Raw genomic sequence first — 20,282 nt, forward strand, 5'->3', positions numbered from 1 at the left:
GTTTAGGAGGGAAGATGTGAAAAAACAAATAGGTTGGGGTATATTTACTCTGGCAATACTTGTCTTAGGACTATACTCTAGTGGTATGATTTTTAATTCAGATCAAAGTATTAATCAAAAGGACTATGATTCAGAAGGGCTGAAATTTATTGGTGTAAAACGACGTGGGCGTGCTGAAGGAACGGGAACGCTTATAACCAAATCAGGAGAGGTATATGTAGGCGGTTTTTCAAGTGGCCGTTTTGAGGGAGTAGGCCAACTCATCCTAAACGACGGGTCTATATATAAAGGAACTTTCAAAAAAGGAAAGAGAGCTGGAGATGGTCAGTTACATATACCTGGTGCTGTTGAAGTTTTTGATGATAGTACTAAACCTCGTAAAAAACCTCAAACTAAATCTAAATTACAACCAACAGATGAGGTACAGGAGGACATACTAAATGAAAATTAAGTGGTTAAGTTTAGTTCGTGTTATAGGATTACTATTGGTATTAATTTATCATTTCTTTCCAAGTGCGTTACCCGGTGGTTTCATTGGAGTAGATGTTTTCTTTGTTTTTTCTGGATATTTAATTACCTCTTTATTGATTATAAAATACCGAGATTCTGGGAAACTGTCGTTTATATCATTTATAAAACGCCGATTTTGGCGACTTTATCCAAGCTTGGTTGTCATGTTATTACTCATGTTACCCTTATCACTATTTTTAGGTAGTGATTATAGAGTTGATTTAACGAGACAAGTTTCAGGTGTATTGAGTTTTACAACGAATCAATATGAATTATTTTCAGGCACAGGATATGAAGGGCAATTATTTCCGCATTTATTTGTCCATACGTGGTCATTAAGCATTGAAATGTTTTCATATATTTTAGCTGGCTTAGGCTTATCGAGTTTAGCCATTATTAGTAAAGATAGCAGTGGTAAAAGCAATAAATTCCGTACGAACATCCTAATTTTCAGTGGTTTTATTGCCTTGTTTTCCTTTGGGTTTATGCAGTGGCAAGTCGCAACACACCCTAGTGATCTTTCACGTGCCTATTTCTCAACTATTAGCCATATGTTTCCATTCTTTATTGGGTCAATCGTAGCTGTTTATTTTGGCATTGGGGAAAATGAGCGTATCACTAGAGTGCTTCAAAAGCAAGGCGCTAGCTCAAAAATATTGGGGGCTATTTTAGGAGCAGGCATAGTGCTGATCCTTTTAGGAGTATTCTTAAAATTTAACAATCACACGACTTATCGATTTGGATTTTTAATTGCAAGTATTGCAACAGCAATTATGATTATTGGTGCACGATGTTTGCATGACTTACAACCTAACAAAAATGAACCTGTGATGTTGAGAGTATTATCAGATATTTCTTATCAAATTTATTTATTCCATTGGCCTCTCTATATTTTATTTTCAAATGTAACTTCTAATAATATCATTGTGAGTATCTTAGCGTTTTTTACAAGCTTTGGTTTAGCGTTTGTCACACATCATATGACAAAATCATTACCTAATACATTGATAACTGATAAAGTATCAACCAATGGTAAATTAGTCATCTCAATCGGTATCACAGTACTTGCAGTTATTTCGCTAATAGCAGCATTTAACTCTAAAGAAATGAATTCTGTTGAAAAAGGGATAATTGCAGGTAATCAAAAGAAAGATATTGCCGCAATAATAAATAGACGTGATAAATTAGCACCAGATCGAGCTCTACCAAGATTAAAAAATCCAACTCATTTAAAACTTTCGGAAAAAGGGACACTTAATGTTAAAACAATGCTCATTGGTGATTCCGTCCCTCTTGGAGCTCATGATGAATTAAAAACTGTCTTCCCTATCAGTAATCTTGATGCAGAGATAAGTAGAAATATGAACCAAGGGTTGGCTGTATTTAATCAAATTATTCAAGAGGATGATCCGTATGATTATATAATCCTATCACTTGGTTTGAATGAACAAGATACTGGAAATTGGAGACAAGACTTAGCTAGTATGATTAATGGCGTTAAGAAGGGACAGCGTTTAATACTTGTCACACCTTTTAATGGTGGCATAGATAGCAGTAAAGTCGCAGTAGCTGAAAAAGTAACTGAATTTGAACGTAAAATAAAGAATGAATTTCCTTTTATTACACTTGCTGATTGGGCAACTATTGCACCACAAAATTTAGATAAATTAGCTGAAGATAAAATTCATGTTTTAGATAATAAAAAAGGACGTAAACTATTTACTGAAACAATACGCGATGCCGTGATTAAATCATCTGAAGGTCCAGCAAAAGACAAGTAAAAATAACCCTTATCTATTAAGAAGATAAGGGTTATTTTTTTACATTTGCATACCATTTAAACTAAACTTTAAAAGAAATGTAAAAAATGTGAGGAATTTTAAATTTCTGATTGTAATATTAGCGAACAAGACGTTAGGAGGTGTAATTAAATGACAAATGAGGAAATCTATACGGGATTGTTAAACCGTGATGAAGAGCTGTTCGATCAGGTGGTTACTGATTATTCTAAATTACTATGGGCAGTAGCAGCTTCAGTTTTAACTCCCACACAACCTCAAGCTAGAGAGGATATTGAAGAGCTGGTTAGCGATGTCTTTATAAGATTGTGGCGGAATCCTAAGAGTTACGACCCTGCAAGGGGGACGATTAAGACTTATTTGGCAGTTATGACCAAAAGTATGGCAATCAATCTTTTGACAACAAGGAAACGGCAAAAAGAAAAACCAACAGATGGATCAGATTTATCAGAAATGATAACTACGGAAGAGATGACGGAATTAGATTGGCAAGAGCTTTATAGAGTCGTCATGACGTTAGATGAGCCTACTCGGTCTGTTATTATCAAACGTTTCTTTTGTGACATGAAACCAGCTGCTATTCAAAAAGAACTCAATTTATCCGCTAAAGAAGTAGACAATAGACTCTACAGAGGAAAGCAAAAGATTAAGAAGGAACTGAATTATACAACATTTATAAATGAGGTGAGGGGACATGGATAAAAACTATAAAAAAGAGCCATTAGAACATTTAACAGATGAACAGCTGGACGACTTTTTAAATTATTTAGAGATGCCGTTTAGAGAGATTGAGCAAAAAGAATTAACGCAAAAAATAAAAGTAAAACAATCGGAGGAAAAGAAAGTGATGCCTTTTAAAAAGAAAAAAGCAACAATTATTGCAACAGCAGCAGCGAGCGTTTTACTATTATCTGCATTTAGCCAACGTGATAACATCAAAATAGCTTATATGAAATCATTTGGAACGGAATCTCAAAAATTACTTTTAAAATCGGACAAACTAAACGACGAGGTCGTTGATAATGGACTTAAATTAAAAGCGAAAACAAGCTTTAAGGACGAAAATCGGACTTATTTTGTCAGTGAATTAACAGATTTAAAAGAAGATCGTTTAGCAAAGGACACACGTATTCAAAGGTGGGAAATGTTGAGCGGCGGAAACACTCAAGTGGTCGATTATAATCCTAAGACGAAAACAGCTACATTAGTAACACGTGCCATTACTATGGAGGATACTACAAAACTACTAGGATTTAAGCTGAATTCTTTTATAAGTCATGAAGAAAAATTCGACGAAATATACAAGGGTGATTTAGAAAAATTAATGCCAAAAGAGGCTAAGTGGATTGATAATACTAACTCTGGTGGTGGGGCTAATGACGTGGAATTAGATAAATTAGGCTTGGATTGGGACGAATTAGACAAGCGAGTTCTTAAACCTGGTGTAATAAATGAAGTAGTATCAACCAAACAAGATATTATACTAGAAAATATGGCACTAGAAGACGGGTTATTACATATGTTAATTAAAAGACCTAATGACGTCAATCATGATGGATTTGATCTGATAGTAAAGTCTAAACAGGATGGAGTAGCTCTTGGATATGTTGCTAGCTTCCAAGTTGATGAAGGAACACACAATAACGAGAGTGGTCGAACTGATTACGAACACTTTATATTCAATATTGGAGACAAAGACTTAAAGGACTACTCTTTAGAACTAACAGGTTCGATTATGAAAGATTATGTTAAAGGAAATTGGGCTATTAAATTAGCAGAACCAACGTACCTTGTAAGCAAGGAACTTGAAGATCTTTCACTGAAAGAAGAGGGTATTGAATTAAAAAATGTTAGTTTATCTCCTTTAGGTTTATCCTTCGACTACACTCTAGATAAACGTCTTGATAAAACGATTAAAACAGATATTGAATTAAAAAATGGGACTCATAAAGAAGTGAGTTTTGAGCCAAGCGACATGACTAAAAAATCAGATCATTTTATGTCGGAGTTAACTTACTTTGAGCTAGAAGATGTTGCGTCTGTGACTATTGCTGGAAAGACAGTTCCCTTTAAATAACAACTCACTATGCTATACTACTCTTAAAAGGAAGAATTAGGGGGGGCTAGTATGGGAATTATTGATTTTTTTAGAAAAAAGAAAACAGTATTAGGTCATCAAGAAATTATTACAGAAGCAAGCTTATTCGTTAAAGAAAACTTGTCAAAAGAAGAGTTACAAGAGAAATTACAGGTCTTGTTTACTCAAGCATTAAAAGAGGGAACGTTAGAAAAAATACCTAGTAAAAAGGAAATAGCAGACTTAATCAAGCTCGTATCACTATAAAAAAAGGAAGACCTTGTAATACAAGGTCTTCCTTTTTTAATGCCCTTCAGAATTTAAATTTAATAAGACAACACCACTGATAATTAAAGCGAAGCCAATAAGTGTGAAGGTATTAAATGGGTCGTGCCACAATACGATACCAATAATAGCCGTTAAAACTGTACCTAAACCAGTCCAAATGGCATAAGCTAAACTTAGTGGCAAATATTTCAGACACAGTGACAGGCAGTAAAATGAGCCCACATAACCTATAATAAGTAGGATACTTGGTAGTAAGACACTAAAACCATCTGAAAATTTTAGCATTGTTGTAGCAAATACTTCTAAAATGATAGAACCGGATAAATAGATATAACCACGCATTAGTGAGCTCCTCCCCATAAATTAAGAACAATAACACCTAATATGATTAGTGAAATGGCCAGTAATTTTTGTTTTGTCAGACTTTCTTTATAGTAAAAAACGCCTATTAAACACGTGAATACTGTACCTAATCCACCCCAAATAGCATATGCATTTCCAATTGGAAATACTTTTAATACAAGTGACAGACAGTAAAAAGAAAGACAATAACAACCAATTACAATAAGACTTGGTTTTATTTTTTTAAAACCTTCAGTTAATTTTAAAGATGAACTTGCAGCGACCTCTGCAAGAATCGAGATACCTAATAATAATGCTATTTTCATATCATTTCCTCCGTATTTATTCGTCAAGATAAGTTAGATGTATAAAAATAGAAACCTAACCGGTTAATCTTATCCAACCGTTAAATGAAAGTCAATATTTTATTCACGAAAGTGGTATAATCTAAGCATAATAAACCTTGAAATGAGGATGATACTATGAAAAAAAGCCAAGCTTTAATATTAGCAGAACATGCAACCATCGAAACGGAACGCTGCTTTCTACGAAAAATCACATTAGAAGATAGCCAGGATATGTTTGACTACTGTTCAAACCCTAATGTCGCTAAATATACTACATTTCAACCACATCAGTCTGTCCGTGATTCTGAAGAGGCAATCGCAAATTTCTTTATGCCTGAACAATTATCGAAGTGGGCTATTGTCTATAAAGCAACCAACAAAATGATTGGTACCATCGATATGATGGGAATGACAGCAGAGTCTGCTGAATTTGGATGGGCTATTTCGGAAGCGTATTGGGGTCAAGGGATAGTAGTAGAGGTAGCCCGACCGCTAGTAAAACTTGCATTTGAAGAACTAGGGTTACAAAAAATAGAAGCGAAACATCACGTAGAGAATCCAAATTCCGGACGTGTAATGGAGAAAATCGGCATGAGCTATTGGGGAAAAGACTACATCAGTCCAGAAGAATACCAAACTGACACTTTAGAAGTGGCACGTTATGGGATGACAAAAGAAGATTATGCTAAAATCAACTTTAAATAAAGGGGGAAGTCATGCGTTATATAAGAACCTGTTCCTTACCACAAGATGACGTAAAAAATCCTAATTTATATCCGTATAATAGCTTACGTTCGAAACTTGCTGAAACAATCATTTTTGATAGTATTACACTATTTTACGGAAATAATGGTTCAGGAAAATCAACCTTATTGAATCTATTAGTAGATAAACTTAATATAAAAGGAGCTGAAAAGCCTCGTAACTTTGGCAAGAAAGACTATTATGAGCAGTATTTAAATCATCTAGCTATTACCTTTGAAGAGGATGAAGAAACAGGATGGTCTAAAATAGTCCCTGAAAACAGTTATTATCTGAAAAGTGAAGATGTCTTATATGAGGTCAAAAAAATCCAACAAGAACAAGTCTTGAGAGAAGGTTACCGTTATGAGCGTAAACGTTTAGGACTATCTAAAAAACAAGTTATGACCAAACAATCCGAAGAAAAAACTGACCGTGATATTGATAAGCTGTTGTTCGCTCAAGAAAAATATTCAAATGGACAAACGGCCATGCAGATATTTGAGGATTACCTCATGCCGGATGGAATTTACTTCTTAGATGAACCTGAGGTGTCCTTATCACCAAAAAATCAGCTTATTCTTGCAGATATCATTACGTACCACACACGTTTTTTAAACTGTCAGTTTGTAATTGCCACGCATTCTCCCTTTTTATTAGGAAAATTAGAGGGCACTATCTATAATTTAGATTTACCAGGTATACAGACGAGTAAATGGACAAATCTTCCTGCAATGAAGGAATACTATGATTTTTTTAGTCAATTTAGCAACCAGTTCAATACATAGAAAGAAGGAAACATCATGTCAACAGAAACCATTGTATTGTCATTTATCATGATACCGATTATTAGCTTACTTCTTATCTGCGGTGTTCAATTTTATCGTGGAAAATGGTTCAACTTGATTGCAGGCTATAATACTGCTAGCCCACAAGAAAAAAGTAGAGCCGAAGAACGAAATGTCGGCAAGAAAGTAGCACTAGTCTGTTTTCTATCAGCCTTATCCTGCTTTACAATGCTTTTAAAACCTACGGAATGGGTTATTGCGATTGCTATAGCTAGCATTTTATTGGTTACTATTTGGTGTTTGATTAGTCTGAATAAAAAATAAAGAACAATAGGTTACGATAAATATATTCTGTTAAGTAAATACAGTTACACAAAAAAGGTTATGCAATTAAACTTGCATAACCTTTTTATTTATACGATTAACTCAGTGCAAAAGCGATATCTCCTGGTGTATAGACGCCAGGGTAGTCTTGTCTGAATTGATTTGGCGTTAAACCTGTTATCTTTTTAAATAACCGACTAAAATAAGCGGGGTCTAAATAGCCAACACTTTCAGCAATTTCAGCGATAGAGTGTTGAGTCGTCGATAATAAACGCTTCGCCTGCTCAACACGATACTGATTTAAATACTCTGTAAATGTCATTCCGGACGCTTCTTTAAATAAGCGACTAACATAATTACGGTGAAGGTGAGTAAATGCAGCTAGCGTATCAAGTGAAATGGCTTCTTGATAATTAACATGAATGTATTGAATCATCTGTTTCGTTTGTTCACTCTTATTATCTGTTATTTTTTTATCCGTTTCTACATATAAGAGAGAGATTTGATTAAGTGATAAAATACTTCTATGAATCGCTTGTTGGCATTCAACCTCATCTAAGGGGCTCACTAAGTAATCAATAGCCGCACAACGTAGTGATTTATGTAAATGTTGGTAGTCTTGAACCTGATCTATCAATATAGTTTTAATATTTGGAAATTTTTTGATAACTTGCGTTTTACATTCGAAAGCATCTGCCATGGCACCACTAATATCCAAAATCAATAGGTCGATCACATGAGAATCAGCTGCTTTTAAAACGTCATCAGTTGTATGAGCATCAGGTAAGAGACTGATATTAAAAAAATCACGTCTAATAATCTTTTTAATAAATTGGCAATCAGCATCAATAGGTGTTGCAATAAGTACGTGACACATAATAACCCCTCCTTGGGTAGTCTTAGAAAATGCTTACATTACACTTAAAGTGTAACATACTTTTATTAAAGATAAAACAAATATACCTGTCTTAAACGTTGATATAACGCTTGTTATAAAGCTAACAAACTTGTCTATAATAATCCAAAAGCATCTTATAATCGTCCTGAAGTAATCGCTTACAACGGGTTATGATAAGGGTGTAATCAATAAGGAGGAGATAGACATGACAGAACAACATGATAAAATCCAACAATCTTTAAACGAGGTAGAAATTTTAGTCAATCAAGCACATGAGGCCCAAGCGGTATATGCAACGTACGAACAACAAGCTGTAGACTTAATTATAAAAAAAGTATCAGAAATCTTAAGTGGACAAGCTGAATATCTAGCAAAATTAGCTCATGAAGAAACTGGATTTGGAAAAGTGTCAGACAAAGTTATCAAAAACTTATTTGCCAGTGAAGAAGTTTACGAAAGTATCAAAGATATCCCGACCGTTGGGATTTTAGAAGAAAATAAAGAAGATAAAGTAATGAAAGTTGCTGTTCCAATGGGAATTGTAGCAGGATTAATTCCATCGACTAACCCAACTTCTACAACAATTTTTAAAGCACTATTAGCTCTTAAAACACGTAACGCTATTATCTTATCACCACACCCAAGAGCCTTACACGCTATTCAAGAAACAGCACGCTTAATTAATGAAGCAGCGGCAACACTTGGTGCTCCAGAACATCTGGTTCAAGTTTTACCAACACCAACACTAGAAGCAACTCAAGCTTTAATGGCACACCAAAAAACAGCTCTTATACTAGCAACCGGTGGTGAAGCAATGGTTCGTGCAGCTTATTCATCAGGGAACCCAGCGATTGGCGTTGGTCCGGGAAATACACCTGTATTAATCGAAAAATCAGCGGACATCGAGAAAACGATTAGCCAAATTATTTCAAGCAAAACTTTTGATAATGGTACTATCTGTGCATCAGAACAAGCATTAGTCATTGAAAAAGACATTAAGGATGATGTCATTAACGCTCTTAAAGAAGAAAATGCGTACTTCTTATCAGAAGAAGAAGCTGGAAAAATCAGTAAATACATCATGCGCGAAAATGGCTCTATGAATCCACAAATCGTTGGTCAAACCGCTTTTGATGTAGCCGCATTAAGTGATATCGTTGTCCCTAAAGAAACAACTGTATTAATATCACCACAAACAACTATTAGTAAAGAAAATCCGTATTCACGTGAGAAATTAACACCAATTTTAGCCATGTATACTGTTGAAGATTTCACAGAAGGTGTCGCAACGTGTCGTGCCTTATTAGAAAATGAAGGAATTGGTCATACAGCGGTTCTTCATACAACCAATGACCAATTAGTACGTGAGTTTGGTGTGAGTATTCCTGCATCACGTATTATCATTAATAGCTTAGCCGCTCTTGGCGCTATCGGAAGTACTACTAAACTAAAACCATCATTAACACTTGGTTGCGGTGCTGTAGGTGGAAGTAGCTTATCTGAGAACGTTCATGTGGCACAACTCCTTAACACGTACCATATTGCATACGGGATGGAATAGTATAATACTAAAAAGACTGATCTTAGATAAGATCAGTCTTTTTTTGAAATTGTTTTCAATTACTCTTTGTTTATTGTAAAATAAAGGGAGATAAAACTATTGGAGGATACTTAATCAAATGAAAAAATTATTAGGGACATTATTACTCGCTACTGTACTCTTAACTGGTTGTGGGAGTAACGATGCACAAGACTCAGCTAAAGTTAAAGAACAGTTAGCTAATGAAAAATTAAAACTTGAAGTAGAAAAAGCGAAAGCTGAAACTAAAAAAGCGAAAGCTGAAGCTGAGAAAGCAGTGAAAGAAGCTAAAAAAGAAACTAAAGAAAACAATAATAATGATAAGGAAGCAAAGCAAAAAAATAATTCAACATCCGCATGGACAAAAGAAAAAAGCAGACAACTAGCTGATTTAATGGCGAAATTTGGCAGTGTTATGGGCCAAGAGTATGATGAAGCTTATCCGAGTGGCCATGAAATTAACTACTATGGGTATCATTACCCTAATGATGTAGCCAAAAATAATTTTGGTCTAAACGGTTCAGCTATAAATATGGTTACTAATGATAGGGCGGCTACTGATAAAAATACGTATCAAATAGTAGGAATATACTCTGATATTGATCATATTGGTTTCGGTGGTGCGCATTTATATTTCTTTACACTTAAAGACAACCAACCGCACGTTCTTGTAACCTCACAAAATCAGGGTAATGCTGAGAACTTATTATATTTTAAAGAGTCAGAAAACCAAGACTTAGTGAGCAACTTTAAGTCTATTGCGGATGGTAATGGTCATAATTTTTCTGGTCCAGCTAAATCTAAAAAGACAGCTCACACATTCAGTAATGATACTAAAATAGCAATCACTAATGAATTTTACGTTTGGGCAACTAATCAGGCTAAAAAAGGAGATATGGCTATTACAACACTTTATTTTAATCACGGTGCTGCAGGTCGTGGTGATTGGTATGCGGAAACACCTGATGGTAAAATGTTAGTTCAAGATAACAAGCAAAATTTACCAGGTGGCGATGCGTTTCCTATCGATATTATCGGTGGAATGCTATTCTTCTACGCATTAGATGGTACTATTGGCCATGATGATAAAATAAATTCTGGAGCCACAGCCGATGGTTACACTCTTAATTTAGATAAGTCTCTACCAGCAAGTAAATACATACTGGGTGATAATGGTACTGTTTATGAATTAAAAAAAGCTGCAGGTGATGGCTTAAGTCCAGGTTCTGGATTCACTGAGTGTAATGATGATGGTTCTTTCAACACAGAATATCCACCGACACCATTAATCGTATCTGAAGATTCTGCAGCTCAAACTAAATTACAAGAGCTGATCGCTAAGTACAGTTAATAAAATAAGGATAAAAAAGAAGCTTTGTATAGAAGGCTTCTTTTTTATCTTAATAACACAACTTTCTTTAATATATATTATGTAAACTAGAATAATATATAAATTCTAAATATAAAAACATGTTAATACTACATGATATATCTACTCCTATTTTGTATTGTCTAACAAAAAAGTTATTACTGTAACTATACAATTCTAAAGAAGTATGCCTTTCAGACAAATAATAACGTTTAAAAAAATATTTTAACGACGTGGTATTTTATTCTTATCAAAGATACCATAGAATTGTGATTTATCAGAAAAATCAGCCATATATTGACCATTTATCCCAGCTTTTTGTCCAATTGTGCCAAGTTCAATAACAAGAGCTTCTTCTTCTTTTGAAAAATTAATTCTTCCCGCTATTGCAACACTTCTAATATAATTCACTAGTTTATTTACTAACACTTCAGGATTACTTTCGGAATCAAGTTTAAGACTTACTTGCGATAGCACATCTGTTATATCAAGAAGTTTGCTAGGTTGCTCTGTGCGACTCTCGAGAAGCTTGATAAGATCTCCTACATATCTTTGTGCGTTATTTTTAATTTCTTTGTCCATTACAATAATCTCCATTCTTCAACTGATTTTATAGTTGTATATCTTACACTTTAATTTTACAACTAACATCACATTTGTCAATCAGAATTAGATTTCAAGACGTATAACCTTCTGTTTTAAAAAGATATCGCACAAAATACCTATCTTCGTTTTACGGTCTTTCGTTCTTATTGATTCGTCTATAGTATAAAAAAGCGCTCCTACCTACTGACGAGGAGGCTTCTTTTGATGCGATTGTAGATAATATGAACACGCAGTACCAAAAGTGTAACCATAATTTCATAAGTCTGAAGCTAGTACTACACTGGAATTAATATTTTTCACGGATTTACCGGTTTAATATCAGATTATGTTTATCAAGAGGTTAAATAAGATTTGGCTTCCCTTTTAATATAATAAGTGATATTTATAGGCTCCTCTATGAAAATGTTCTATATAGTATATGTCCGCATCTTTTAGGACATTTTCTGTATAAAATCCTTCTTTATCAGGGACAACATCAATCCAAACTTCTCCCATTGTAGATTCATTTGGCTTTAAAGTTAACAATACTTTTTCATTTCTCAAATTTTCTAAATTTTCTATCGGATCAATCCACCAAGATGTTCCTCCTGATATTAGTGCTAGCTTTTTATAAATGGATAGGTCTCGGTTAGATTCTGTCTTATTTTCAGCTTTAAACCTAATAGTGTACCTAATAACATCTTGCTTATAGCTTTCGCTATATTCTTTCTTATTTTTAATGCCCAATATCGTATATGTCAGTTTATCCATATCCATAGGTTCATTTATAGTTACATCGTATTCTGTTATCAAATACCTATCAGTATTATTTAATAAATAATACCGTATTCCACTAATAGCAATAAAAAAAATAAATAGCCATTGTATTATCTTTTTCATAATTTTTCCTCTTTTAAAATTCCTGTATTCATACAATACTGTATTTCAGTAACTTTTTTTAAAAATTCTTTATCATGACTGGTTATTATAAAAGTAGTACCTTTCATATTTTTAATTAAGTTTTCAATTAACTCTACTCCGCTTTCATCTAAAGCATTTGTAGGTTCATCTAAAAGGACTATTTCAGGTTCTCCTAAAATCGCTTGTGCAATACCTAATCTTTGTTTCATTCCTAAAGAATACTTAGAGAGCTTTTTCTTATCATTAGGGTCCAAACCAACCATACCTAACGATAAAATTATTTGCTTGTCATCAACACCTTCAGTCATAAATGATAATAATTTCAAGTTTTCAAAGCCTGTAAAACTATTAATAAAATTAGGGTTTTCTATCAATATCCCTATAGATTCCGGGAAATTTTTACTCCCAATATCCCTTATATTATTTATTTCTATTTCTCCATCTACTTTTAACAAACCTGAAATTGCTCGCAATATCATCGTTTTTCCCGATCCATTTGGACCATAAATACCATAATTCGTGTTCATATCCCATTCAAATGAGACATTGTTTAAAACTTTGTTTTTTTTTATTATTTTAGTAACATTTTTAAATTTAATCGTTTCCATAATTTCTCCTTACTAATTAATATAATTTTCTATTTTTTAAAAATAAATTTCCTAATGTAGTTAGTAATACAAATATAGACACATAGTATATCGAAACTGTAAATACTGATTTATTAGCAGATTCTATTATTTGAATAGGCATACTAAAATTCGCAGGAAAATAATTATTTGAATTTCCCCATCCAATACATGAGATAAAAAATACTAATATAAATGAATATACCTCTGACATAAAAATAGAAAAAATATAATAGAATAATAGAAAACTAATTTGACCCAATATAAGTATTGAAAAATATCTCAGATTCTCGTAAGTATTAGTAATAATCATACTAAAAATAAAGTAGTAACAATTCAAAAGAAAAATAATCAACATTGAACATAAAATTTTACTTGTAAAAAAAGTATTTTTTTTTGCCATTATATAGGCGCTTTGTCCATATTGATACATATCTTCTCTAAAAAAATCAAAGAATATAAAAATGTTTGAAACTTCAAATAGTTGCCAAAGATATGGCATGTTTATAAAACTATTTTCTTTAGCATCTATTTCATGTATTCCACCTAATACATAAATAATATCGAATACTTCCGTGTTATTTTTAGTTATCTTATTAAAAATTAATAACAATGATAAAATAAAAGGGACAACAATATAACGTTTTTTATAGCTTCTTAATAAAAATAAATCTCTCATGAAAACATTTTTCATTTAATTTTCAGTCCTTTATAGTCATGAAATCTTTTTTTTCTAATATAGAAAACGATAAATATATTACAATACAAGTAAACCCTACTAATTTACTTAAAAAAAGAAATAATTCTATAACATCAATAGATTGATACGTAGATAGCATAATTAACTGATTTATCAAAGCTGTAATTCCGAAGTAAAAATTAAATATTTGGGATATAAAAGGAAAAGATAGCGTTATTACAAAAGATATACTAATAGAATGGATTAAATCTATTAATAGTAAATAGATACACCCTAAAAAAAATAAAAATAAAACGTGTATACTATAAATTTTTAGAAAATTAATCATAACAAAACTATCAAACTCTCTCACTTCCCCAGCTAATAGATTTGAAATAATAATTGTGATTATCATATAAAAAAGCATGTATATTAAGGCAACTTTTAAAAAAGCAAGATACACTTTATTTAAAAAGGATTTTCTAGTTTTAAAGTTTAAAATAACAGATGAATTAAAGTAGTAATAATGGATACTTGTTAAAAAACAAAGATATATAGGAACTAACGCTGCGGAATAACAAAATATATTAAATGACATTTCCTGAATTATATATAGATTTGTTTTTTCGTGAAACTTTGTAACATACATGTATACAGAAATTAACCAAATAATAGCTATTATTATTAATAGTTGACTTTTTTTATGTGGTAATACCAGTTTACAAATTTTCATATCGTTTAATTCCCACTAAGTATAATAGTACACATAATAAAAAGAACGTTACTGTTACTAAAAGAATGATTACTGGAGATAATACTGGGCCTGAAATTTGCTTGGCAAATGTTGTAAACAGAAATGAATCACTTTCGGGTATATCAGGAATTAGAATATTATATATGTAGTTAAAAACGAAAGGCGCTAAAAATACCGAAAATGATTTTGATAAGAAAAAACTTAAACTCAACGCTAGTGAAGCGTATATCCCAGAAATAATAAAGGCGATTATTAAATATAAAACGATATGTAATAATGGATGGTCATAATAAAATTGGGGAAATAATGTATTTGAAAATAATAAAGGAACATTTCCATTTCCATTTACTAACATGTCTACTGCCTCATCTTGTAATAACATAAAACAGAAATATAAATTTGTTAATAAACTTGAGATAAAACAAATTCCTCCCACAATAAAATTAGTGAAAAACAATTCCTTATAGTATTGTTTTCCATAACCTTTACTTACTATTATATTTAATAAACCTGTGCTTTTATCTTTTAAATATGTATCAGAAAATCCCATGGCTGAAATAATAGGTAATAACATAAAAAGAACTGTTGGAATTTGGGAACCTGTAAAACTTCCAATCCATCTTGTATATGGAGAACCGCCATACTTAGCATTAGGAAAGATATCAAACATTATATAAAAGATAGAAATACCATTAGCTATTATTAAGCTGTAATAAAAATTTTTATTTCTTATTACTCTTTTCAATAAAAAGTTTCTCATTCGAACTATTCCCTTCAATATGTAAACGAGTCAAATACATAAAATCTTAGGCTCGTTTATAGTCTAATATTTTTTAGTCAGGACTTCAGAAAGCATTTTTATTATAATCAGGACTCCACACACCCTCTATATTGTTTGTTTTTTTAGGATCCGCACCAGCCTTTATTCTAGCTTTATCGAATTTATTTTCTTTGACGTAGTTAACCATTAATTTTACTCCTTTAGTGCTAAAGTTGTAATAATATCCTCCTGAAACATTTTCACTAGTTAACCAACCTTGTCCCATAACATAGCCTGTTACTCTATTTTTAGGATTTTTTACATAATTGACTTTAGCATAGACATATGAATTAGTATCTTTTTTTCTAGCCTCTGTTTGTTTATAATCAGCATTATTTGAACTAGGGTTTAGATGTAAGTCAAATGGTTTGTCTTGTGTGTCTGCGTAAGAAAAACTTCCGTAGGACACTAAAGATAGTAGCCCTAATACTAATATCCATTTTTTATTCATTTTTATACCTTTTCCTTTCATAATCTTTTTGACATAGTTGGCTTTGGCATAGACATATGAATAAGTATCTTTTTTTCTAGGAGTTGGCTATAACTGGCATCATTTGAATTGGGTTCTAAATATAAGCTGATTGTATCATAGTACGATGATTTAACAACATGATTTTATCGTAAATAATTCTTAATTTTTCTATTTAGGTACAGAACACTCACTACTTGAAGTTTTACATAGAATATTAGGGACTGTTCTAAAACAAACCCTTTCTAATAAATTAGAAGTTTAATCTATTTTCCGTATAGTTGTATAAAGAATTATTATTTTCTGAACGTACTTTAAAATTGATACTTGCTTGGTCTTCAACAGTTACATTCACTTTAGGATCATATAATGTGATACCTTTAGTATAAAAATCGCCATTTACAATATAAAAAAGTTTATTTGGACTTTCTAAACTCACATAAATAGTTCCATTGAATTGTTTTGATACTTCTTTAGAGTCGTTTGTTAGTTCAACTCGTAGGACCCTTTTTATTCCTCTAAAAAGTCCACTTTCTGTCGTTTCGCAATGTAAACTTAATTCGGTGGTATAATTGTCGGAAACTTGAATTTTTTCTTTAAAAACTCTGTATTGTTTGGACTTAGCTTCCGTTCTGATACCTTGGTCATCCCCTACTAATTCATGAGTAGCTTGCTCGATACTTATATCATTATTTGTAGCTATATTTCGTGTCATTTCGTCAAATGTCATAAGACTACCAAAATCTGGACTTTGATTTCTAGTGGATACAATTGGTGATGCGTGACCAAGAGTAGTTCCCATACCTAATATGACAATTGCTAAGAGCACAGTAATAGCCATTATAATTCTACGAATAAACATACTATCATCTCCTCATCATTTAGTAATCTGGAAAAGTATTTAAAAGCTATTTATTATTTTAATTGTACTCCTAAAATGTGGCTTAACAAAATCCAAATTATATATATTTCGTTAACACAATATATATAATTTTATCCGAATAAAAAAAGCCAACTTATTCAGTTGGCTTTTCTCTTTTATCTACTATTTTAATTTTTGTAATGTTAACTTTATCCATCACTAGAACTTCCATCGAAATGGTTTCAAACTCACATTTAAACCCAACTTCAACATCACGTTGGTAGGTATCGGTAATATAACCACTAATACTATTACTGTCTAAGTCTTCTGGGAAATCAACTTCAAAAGCATCTTCTACTTCTGAAAGTGCTGTTTTACCATTAACCATGAAAACTGTAGGTCTTACTTCAATGATATTTTCTTCTTCTTGGTCTTGCTCATCTTGAATATCACCGACAATTTCCTCAATAATATCTTCAATAGTAACTAATCCGCTTGTTCCACCATATTCATCTGACAAAATAGCGAAGTGTTTGTGTTCTTTTTGCATTTCAGATAACAGTGATTTAACAGGCATAGAATCAATTACGATGATTGGTTCCTGCATGAAATTATCAATAATCGCTTGCGGTTGGTCCACATAGACTTTTATTAAATCTTGTAATGTGATATATCCGATTACATCATCTTTCGTTTTACGAATAACAGGGAAACGAGAATGTCCTTTTTCGATAGCGAAATGTAACGCTTCTTCAACAGTAGTGCCTTCATTGATTGTTTCCATATCAACACGTGTCACCATGATTTCTTTTGCGATTAACTCATCAAATTCAAACACGTTATTTAAAAATTCATACTCATCTTCATTAATTTCACCTTGAATAAAACTTTGATTTGCAATCAAACGTAATTCTTCTTCTGAATGGGTTTCATCCCCTTCTCCAGCTAATGTTAAACCGAATAACTTTCCGATACCATTTGCAGAGGTATTTAATAACCAAATGAAGGGGAATGTTATTTTATAGAAATAATGTAGTGGTTTAACAATAGCTAAAACAACAGCTTCTGTTTTAGTAATACTAAACGATTTTGGAATAAGCTCTCCTATTACAACGTGTACAAATGTGATAAGTAAGAATGATAAGACTAACGATGTCACTTGAATAACCGATGTCGGTAAAGGCAACTTACTCATTACAGGATCAATCAATTCTCTTACTGTACTCTCTCCTAGCCAACCAATTGCAAGTGATGTCAGTGTAATACCCAACTGACAGGCACTCAAGTAAGCATCTAAATGTTCTACTATATGAAGCGCTAATGTCGCTTTTTTATTTCCATTTTGTGAAAGTGATTCTAAACGACTCTTTCTGATTTTTACTAAGCCAAATTCTGCTGCAACAAAAAAGGCGGTTAATAAAATCATTAAAATAATGATTCCTATTTTACCTATTAACATGTTTCGCTCTATCTCCTTTAAGACAATTAAATTACTCTTAATTATAAGCTAAAACACACTAATTTGCGACTTTTTTTAGATAAATAATACATATATTACAAACTCACAAAAATTTTATGATTTATTTATGAATTCTATCATTTCTTGAAAATCATAAGGTATAATAACAGTAGTTATAGGAGGTTTATATGAACGAAACTCAATCAAAAGTTCGCGAACCGTATTTCGATAATGCGAAAATTATCTTAATTTTCTTAGTCGTTTTCGGTCACTTTTTGCAGCCATATATTGAAAAGCATGAACTGTTAGAAAATATTTATTACTTCATTTTCACATTTCACATGCCAGCTTTTATTTTTATTTCTGGCTATTTTAATAAAAACTATTATCAAAAAGGCTACCTATTAAAAATTGCTAAAAAACTACTTTTCCCCTATCTCATGTTCGAAATTATTTATGGAATATTTTACTCAATATTAGATACAGAACGTGGGTTTAGTATTAATTTAATAGCACCTGAATGGTCACTGTGGTTTTTACTTAGCTTATTTTTCTGGTGTTGTAGTTTACTTGTTTTTGGAAAATTAAAACCTAGTATTGGTTTATCACTTTCTATTTTTATAGCCTGTACGATGGGCTATATTGATTACATTGGTCAGTCACTAAGTATTTCTAGAACCTTTGTTTTCTTACCATTCTTTTTGGCAGGATACTATACGACACCTAGCTTTATTAAATACATCCAAACAAAATTATCAAGCTTTTATTCTTTAGTTTTATTTTTTATTGTGTTTGGTGCTGTAACTATCAATGATAGTATGAACAAATACTGGGTATTTGGCTCAGAATCGTATGATCACTTTCTTGAAGACCCATCTATGGGGTTCTTTATTAGATTATATGTTTACGGCTTAAGCTTTATGGCGATGTTTGCTTTCTTTATTATCGTTCCAAATATAAATTTAATAGTGACACACCTTGGTAAAAATACACTCTTCACGTATCTATTACACGGGTTCATTGTTAAAGGATTAAGAGAAACAAGTCTCAACGAATTACCTTTTACAGGTCTTACTTTTTGTATTATTGTTATTATGAGTCTTATTGTTACAGTTGTTCTATCATCAAACACTATTTCTACTTATCTAGGACCTATAATGGATTATACTAAATTTAAATTGGTGATTTTACAGCGGAAATGGCCCACAAAAAAACGACTTTCTATTTAAAGAAAGTCGTTTTTTTATTTAATAGCATCATTAATTGCAACAAGTTCATCTTTAGTTAAATAACGCCACTGACCTTCATTCAGATTACCTAAATGCACACTCATAATACGACGTCGTTTTAAGCTCACAACAGAATAGCCACACTCTTCACACATTCGTCTAATTTGACGATTCAACCCTTGTTGTAAGGTCAAATTAAAACTTTTAGCTCCAATTTTTTCAATCTTACAGGGTTTAGTAACTTGTCTTCTATCTGCTACTGGATTATAAATCTCCACTCCTGAAGCCATTTTATCTAAAAAAGATTGATCAAATGGCTTATTCACCATCACTTGATATTCTTTATCATGGCCGTTTTCAGCACGCAGAATTTTATTAACTACATCTCCATCGTTCGTCATTAATAGTAACCCTGTCGAATCTTTATCTAGACGACCAATCGGGAAAATCATTTCAGGATAGCGCATAAAGTCGGTCAAATTCCCCGGAATAGTAACATCTGTTGTACATGTAATTCCTGTCGGTTTATTTAATGCAATATACACTTTTGTAGTATTAACCGTTACCACTTTGCCATCTACAGCCACTTCTTGTCCCGGTATAACTCTAAGTCCGATAACCGCTGTCTCTCCGTCAACAGTAACGCGCCCTGCTTCAATCAGACGGTCTGCTTCTCGTCTTGAAGAGTGGCCACTATCGCTTATATATTTGTTCAATCTCAGTGTTTCACGAGCTTCATGTTCAATTGCGCCACTTGTATTTTTCACATTAACAGATTGTTGACGTGCATGTTTCATATAATTGGTCCTCTTTTCT

At 32.3% G+C, this 20,282-nt stretch carries 23 protein-coding genes; 11 read left to right on the top strand and 12 right to left on the bottom strand.

Going from position 1 to position 20,282, the window contains the following annotated elements:
* Positions 1 to 16 precede the first annotated feature (16 nt).
* The 5 genes from CBF31_RS01700 to CBF31_RS01720 all read left to right on the top strand — a co-directional run bounded on the left by CBF31_RS01700 (position 17) and on the right by CBF31_RS01720 (position 4,653).
* Entirely contained in the window at positions 17 to 451 is a 435-nt protein-coding gene (locus tag CBF31_RS01700) for an MORN repeat-containing protein (RefSeq protein ID WP_126830342.1), read from the top strand.
* Complete coding sequence (locus tag CBF31_RS01705; RefSeq protein WP_126830344.1) at positions 441 to 2,291, top strand: acyltransferase family protein; 1,851 nt, start codon at positions 441 to 443, stop codon at positions 2,289 to 2,291. Before CBF31_RS01700 ends, CBF31_RS01705 begins: the two co-directional genes overlap by 11 nt.
* Before the next feature lie 150 nt (positions 2,292 to 2,441).
* A complete protein-coding gene (locus CBF31_RS01710; RefSeq protein WP_126830346.1) occupies positions 2,442 to 3,011 on the top strand; it encodes an RNA polymerase sigma factor in 570 nt (189 codons plus the stop codon).
* Complete coding sequence (locus tag CBF31_RS01715; RefSeq protein ID WP_126830348.1) at positions 3,004 to 4,386, top strand: hypothetical protein; 1,383 nt, start codon at positions 3,004 to 3,006, stop codon at positions 4,384 to 4,386. Before CBF31_RS01710 ends, CBF31_RS01715 begins: the two co-directional genes overlap by 8 nt.
* 51 nt (positions 4,387 to 4,437) lie before the next feature.
* On the top strand, positions 4,438 to 4,653 hold the full coding sequence (locus CBF31_RS01720; protein WP_126830350.1) for a hypothetical protein: 216 nt from the start codon (positions 4,438 to 4,440) through the stop codon (positions 4,651 to 4,653).
* A 36-nt stretch (positions 4,654 to 4,689) separates the two neighbouring features.
* On the opposite strand, the gene CBF31_RS01725 is transcribed toward CBF31_RS01720, so the two are convergent.
* On the bottom strand, positions 4,690 to 5,016 hold the full coding sequence (locus tag CBF31_RS01725; protein WP_126830352.1) for a DMT family transporter: 327 nt from the start codon (positions 5,014 to 5,016) through the stop codon (positions 4,690 to 4,692).
* Positions 5,016 to 5,342: a DMT family transporter gene (locus CBF31_RS01730; RefSeq protein ID WP_126830354.1), complete on the bottom strand. Its 327-nt coding sequence runs from the start codon at positions 5,340 to 5,342 to the stop codon at positions 5,016 to 5,018. Before CBF31_RS01730 ends, CBF31_RS01725 begins: the two co-directional genes overlap by 1 nt.
* Before the next feature lie 156 nt (positions 5,343 to 5,498).
* Between CBF31_RS01730 and CBF31_RS01735 the strand changes: the two genes are divergently transcribed.
* From CBF31_RS01735 to CBF31_RS01745, 3 genes are read left to right on the top strand one after another with little or no spacing between them, the layout of a single operon-like run.
* Entirely contained in the window at positions 5,499 to 6,068 is a 570-nt protein-coding gene (locus CBF31_RS01735) for a GNAT family N-acetyltransferase (RefSeq protein WP_126830356.1), read from the top strand.
* Between the two features lie 11 nt (positions 6,069 to 6,079).
* Positions 6,080 to 6,892, top strand: a complete 813-nt coding sequence (locus CBF31_RS01740) for an AAA family ATPase (protein WP_126830358.1) — start codon at positions 6,080 to 6,082, stop codon at positions 6,890 to 6,892.
* 15 nt (positions 6,893 to 6,907) lie between these two features.
* On the top strand, positions 6,908 to 7,216 hold the full coding sequence (locus CBF31_RS01745) for a DUF3784 domain-containing protein (RefSeq protein ID WP_126830360.1): 309 nt from the start codon (positions 6,908 to 6,910) through the stop codon (positions 7,214 to 7,216).
* Between the two features lie 97 nt (positions 7,217 to 7,313).
* On the opposite strand, the gene CBF31_RS01750 is transcribed toward CBF31_RS01745, so the two are convergent.
* Positions 7,314 to 8,093: a helix-turn-helix domain-containing protein gene (locus CBF31_RS01750; protein ID WP_126830362.1), complete on the bottom strand. Its 780-nt coding sequence runs from the start codon at positions 8,091 to 8,093 to the stop codon at positions 7,314 to 7,316.
* 226 nt (positions 8,094 to 8,319) lie between these two features.
* Between CBF31_RS01750 and CBF31_RS01755 the strand changes: the two genes are divergently transcribed.
* On the top strand, positions 8,320 to 9,675 hold the full coding sequence (locus CBF31_RS01755) for an acetaldehyde dehydrogenase (acetylating) (protein ID WP_126830364.1): 1,356 nt from the start codon (positions 8,320 to 8,322) through the stop codon (positions 9,673 to 9,675).
* Between the two features lie 118 nt (positions 9,676 to 9,793).
* Positions 9,794 to 11,044 (top strand): DUF4767 domain-containing protein, encoded by a 1,251-nt coding sequence (locus CBF31_RS01760; protein ID WP_170167837.1) that lies wholly within the window; start codon positions 9,794 to 9,796, stop codon positions 11,042 to 11,044.
* 243 nt (positions 11,045 to 11,287) lie between these two features.
* On the opposite strand, the gene CBF31_RS01765 is transcribed toward CBF31_RS01760, so the two are convergent.
* From CBF31_RS01765 to CBF31_RS01800, 8 genes are all read right to left on the bottom strand, one after another.
* Entirely contained in the window at positions 11,288 to 11,644 is a 357-nt protein-coding gene (locus CBF31_RS01765; RefSeq protein ID WP_126830368.1) for a bacteriocin immunity protein, read from the bottom strand.
* 387 nt (positions 11,645 to 12,031) lie between these two features.
* Positions 12,032 to 12,547 (bottom strand): hypothetical protein, encoded by a 516-nt coding sequence (locus CBF31_RS01770; protein WP_126830370.1) that lies wholly within the window; start codon positions 12,545 to 12,547, stop codon positions 12,032 to 12,034.
* The gene (locus CBF31_RS01775) at positions 12,544 to 13,176 is read right to left on the bottom strand and encodes an ATP-binding cassette domain-containing protein (protein WP_126830372.1); all 633 of its coding nucleotides are present in this window, start codon (positions 13,174 to 13,176) and stop codon (positions 12,544 to 12,546) included. Before CBF31_RS01775 ends, CBF31_RS01770 begins: the two co-directional genes overlap by 4 nt.
* Before the next feature lie 16 nt (positions 13,177 to 13,192).
* Entirely contained in the window at positions 13,193 to 13,888 is a 696-nt protein-coding gene (locus tag CBF31_RS01780; RefSeq protein ID WP_126830374.1) for a hypothetical protein, read from the bottom strand.
* Positions 13,889 to 14,592: 704 nt separating this feature from the next.
* Positions 14,593 to 15,387 (bottom strand): hypothetical protein, encoded by a 795-nt coding sequence (locus tag CBF31_RS01785; RefSeq protein ID WP_126830375.1) that lies wholly within the window; start codon positions 15,385 to 15,387, stop codon positions 14,593 to 14,595.
* Between the two features lie 85 nt (positions 15,388 to 15,472).
* The gene (locus CBF31_RS01790) at positions 15,473 to 15,898 is read right to left on the bottom strand and encodes a hypothetical protein (RefSeq protein ID WP_126830377.1); all 426 of its coding nucleotides are present in this window, start codon (positions 15,896 to 15,898) and stop codon (positions 15,473 to 15,475) included.
* Positions 15,899 to 16,169: 271 nt separating this feature from the next.
* Complete coding sequence (locus CBF31_RS01795) at positions 16,170 to 16,778, bottom strand: hypothetical protein (protein WP_126830379.1); 609 nt, start codon at positions 16,776 to 16,778, stop codon at positions 16,170 to 16,172.
* A gap of 154 nt (positions 16,779 to 16,932) precedes the next feature.
* Positions 16,933 to 18,237 carry a hemolysin family protein gene (locus CBF31_RS01800; RefSeq protein ID WP_126830381.1) on the bottom strand — a complete coding sequence of 435 codons (1,305 nt, stop codon included), beginning with the start codon at positions 18,235 to 18,237 and terminating at the stop codon, positions 16,933 to 16,935.
* 188 nt (positions 18,238 to 18,425) lie between these two features.
* Between CBF31_RS01800 and CBF31_RS01805 the strand changes: the two genes are divergently transcribed.
* Positions 18,426 to 19,466 (top strand): acyltransferase family protein, encoded by a 1,041-nt coding sequence (locus tag CBF31_RS01805; protein WP_126830383.1) that lies wholly within the window; start codon positions 18,426 to 18,428, stop codon positions 19,464 to 19,466.
* Between the two features lie 14 nt (positions 19,467 to 19,480).
* Here the strand turns inward: CBF31_RS01805 and CBF31_RS01810 are convergent, their stop codons facing one another.
* Positions 19,481 to 20,263 (bottom strand): pseudouridine synthase, encoded by a 783-nt coding sequence (locus CBF31_RS01810; RefSeq protein WP_211330805.1) that lies wholly within the window; start codon positions 20,261 to 20,263, stop codon positions 19,481 to 19,483.
* Between the last annotated feature and the right edge of the window lie 19 nt (positions 20,264 to 20,282).

This window comes from Vagococcus fessus (assembly GCF_003987565.1).
Classification (GTDB): Bacteria; Bacillota; Bacilli; order Lactobacillales; family Vagococcaceae; genus Vagococcus_D; species Vagococcus_D fessus.

What these genes read in the sequence shown, in the direction of transcription:
- CBF31_RS01785 (WP_126830375.1), bottom strand. Translation starts at nt 15,387, where the DNA reads ATGAGAAACTTTTTATTGAAAAGAGTAATAAGAAATAAAAATTTTTAT.
- CBF31_RS01735 (WP_126830356.1), top strand. Translation starts at nt 5,499, where the DNA reads ATGAAAAAAAGCCAAGCTTTAATATTAGCAGAACATGCAACCATCGAA.
- CBF31_RS01740 (WP_126830358.1), top strand. Translation starts at nt 6,080, where the DNA reads ATGCGTTATATAAGAACCTGTTCCTTACCACAAGATGACGTAAAAAAT.
- CBF31_RS01795 (WP_126830379.1), bottom strand. Translation starts at nt 16,778, where the DNA reads ATGTTTATTCGTAGAATTATAATGGCTATTACTGTGCTCTTAGCAATT.
- CBF31_RS01720 (WP_126830350.1), top strand. Translation starts at nt 4,438, where the DNA reads ATGGGAATTATTGATTTTTTTAGAAAAAAGAAAACAGTATTAGGTCAT.
- CBF31_RS01810 (WP_211330805.1), bottom strand. Translation starts at nt 20,263, where the DNA reads ATGAAACATGCACGTCAACAATCTGTTAATGTGAAAAATACAAGTGGC.
- CBF31_RS01730 (WP_126830354.1), bottom strand. Translation starts at nt 5,342, where the DNA reads ATGAAAATAGCATTATTATTAGGTATCTCGATTCTTGCAGAGGTCGCT.
- CBF31_RS01760 (WP_170167837.1), top strand. Translation starts at nt 9,794, where the DNA reads ATGAAAAAATTATTAGGGACATTATTACTCGCTACTGTACTCTTAACT.
- CBF31_RS01790 (WP_126830377.1), bottom strand. Translation starts at nt 15,898, where the DNA reads ATGAATAAAAAATGGATATTAGTATTAGGGCTACTATCTTTAGTGTCC.
- CBF31_RS01745 (WP_126830360.1), top strand. Translation starts at nt 6,908, where the DNA reads ATGTCAACAGAAACCATTGTATTGTCATTTATCATGATACCGATTATT.
- CBF31_RS01775 (WP_126830372.1), bottom strand. Translation starts at nt 13,176, where the DNA reads ATGGAAACGATTAAATTTAAAAATGTTACTAAAATAATAAAAAAAAAC.
- CBF31_RS01705 (WP_126830344.1), top strand. Translation starts at nt 441, where the DNA reads ATGAAAATTAAGTGGTTAAGTTTAGTTCGTGTTATAGGATTACTATTG.
- CBF31_RS01725 (WP_126830352.1), bottom strand. Translation starts at nt 5,016, where the DNA reads ATGCGTGGTTATATCTATTTATCCGGTTCTATCATTTTAGAAGTATTT.
- CBF31_RS01750 (WP_126830362.1), bottom strand. Translation starts at nt 8,093, where the DNA reads ATGTGTCACGTACTTATTGCAACACCTATTGATGCTGATTGCCAATTT.
- CBF31_RS01805 (WP_126830383.1), top strand. Translation starts at nt 18,426, where the DNA reads ATGAACGAAACTCAATCAAAAGTTCGCGAACCGTATTTCGATAATGCG.
- CBF31_RS01710 (WP_126830346.1), top strand. Translation starts at nt 2,442, where the DNA reads ATGACAAATGAGGAAATCTATACGGGATTGTTAAACCGTGATGAAGAG.
- CBF31_RS01755 (WP_126830364.1), top strand. Translation starts at nt 8,320, where the DNA reads ATGACAGAACAACATGATAAAATCCAACAATCTTTAAACGAGGTAGAA.
- CBF31_RS01770 (WP_126830370.1), bottom strand. Translation starts at nt 12,547, where the DNA reads ATGAAAAAGATAATACAATGGCTATTTATTTTTTTTATTGCTATTAGT.
- CBF31_RS01715 (WP_126830348.1), top strand. Translation starts at nt 3,004, where the DNA reads ATGGATAAAAACTATAAAAAAGAGCCATTAGAACATTTAACAGATGAA.
- CBF31_RS01765 (WP_126830368.1), bottom strand. Translation starts at nt 11,644, where the DNA reads ATGGACAAAGAAATTAAAAATAACGCACAAAGATATGTAGGAGATCTT.
- CBF31_RS01780 (WP_126830374.1), bottom strand. Translation starts at nt 13,888, where the DNA reads ATGAAAAATGTTTTCATGAGAGATTTATTTTTATTAAGAAGCTATAAA.
- CBF31_RS01800 (WP_126830381.1), bottom strand. Translation starts at nt 18,237, where the DNA reads ATGTTAATAGGTAAAATAGGAATCATTATTTTAATGATTTTATTAACC.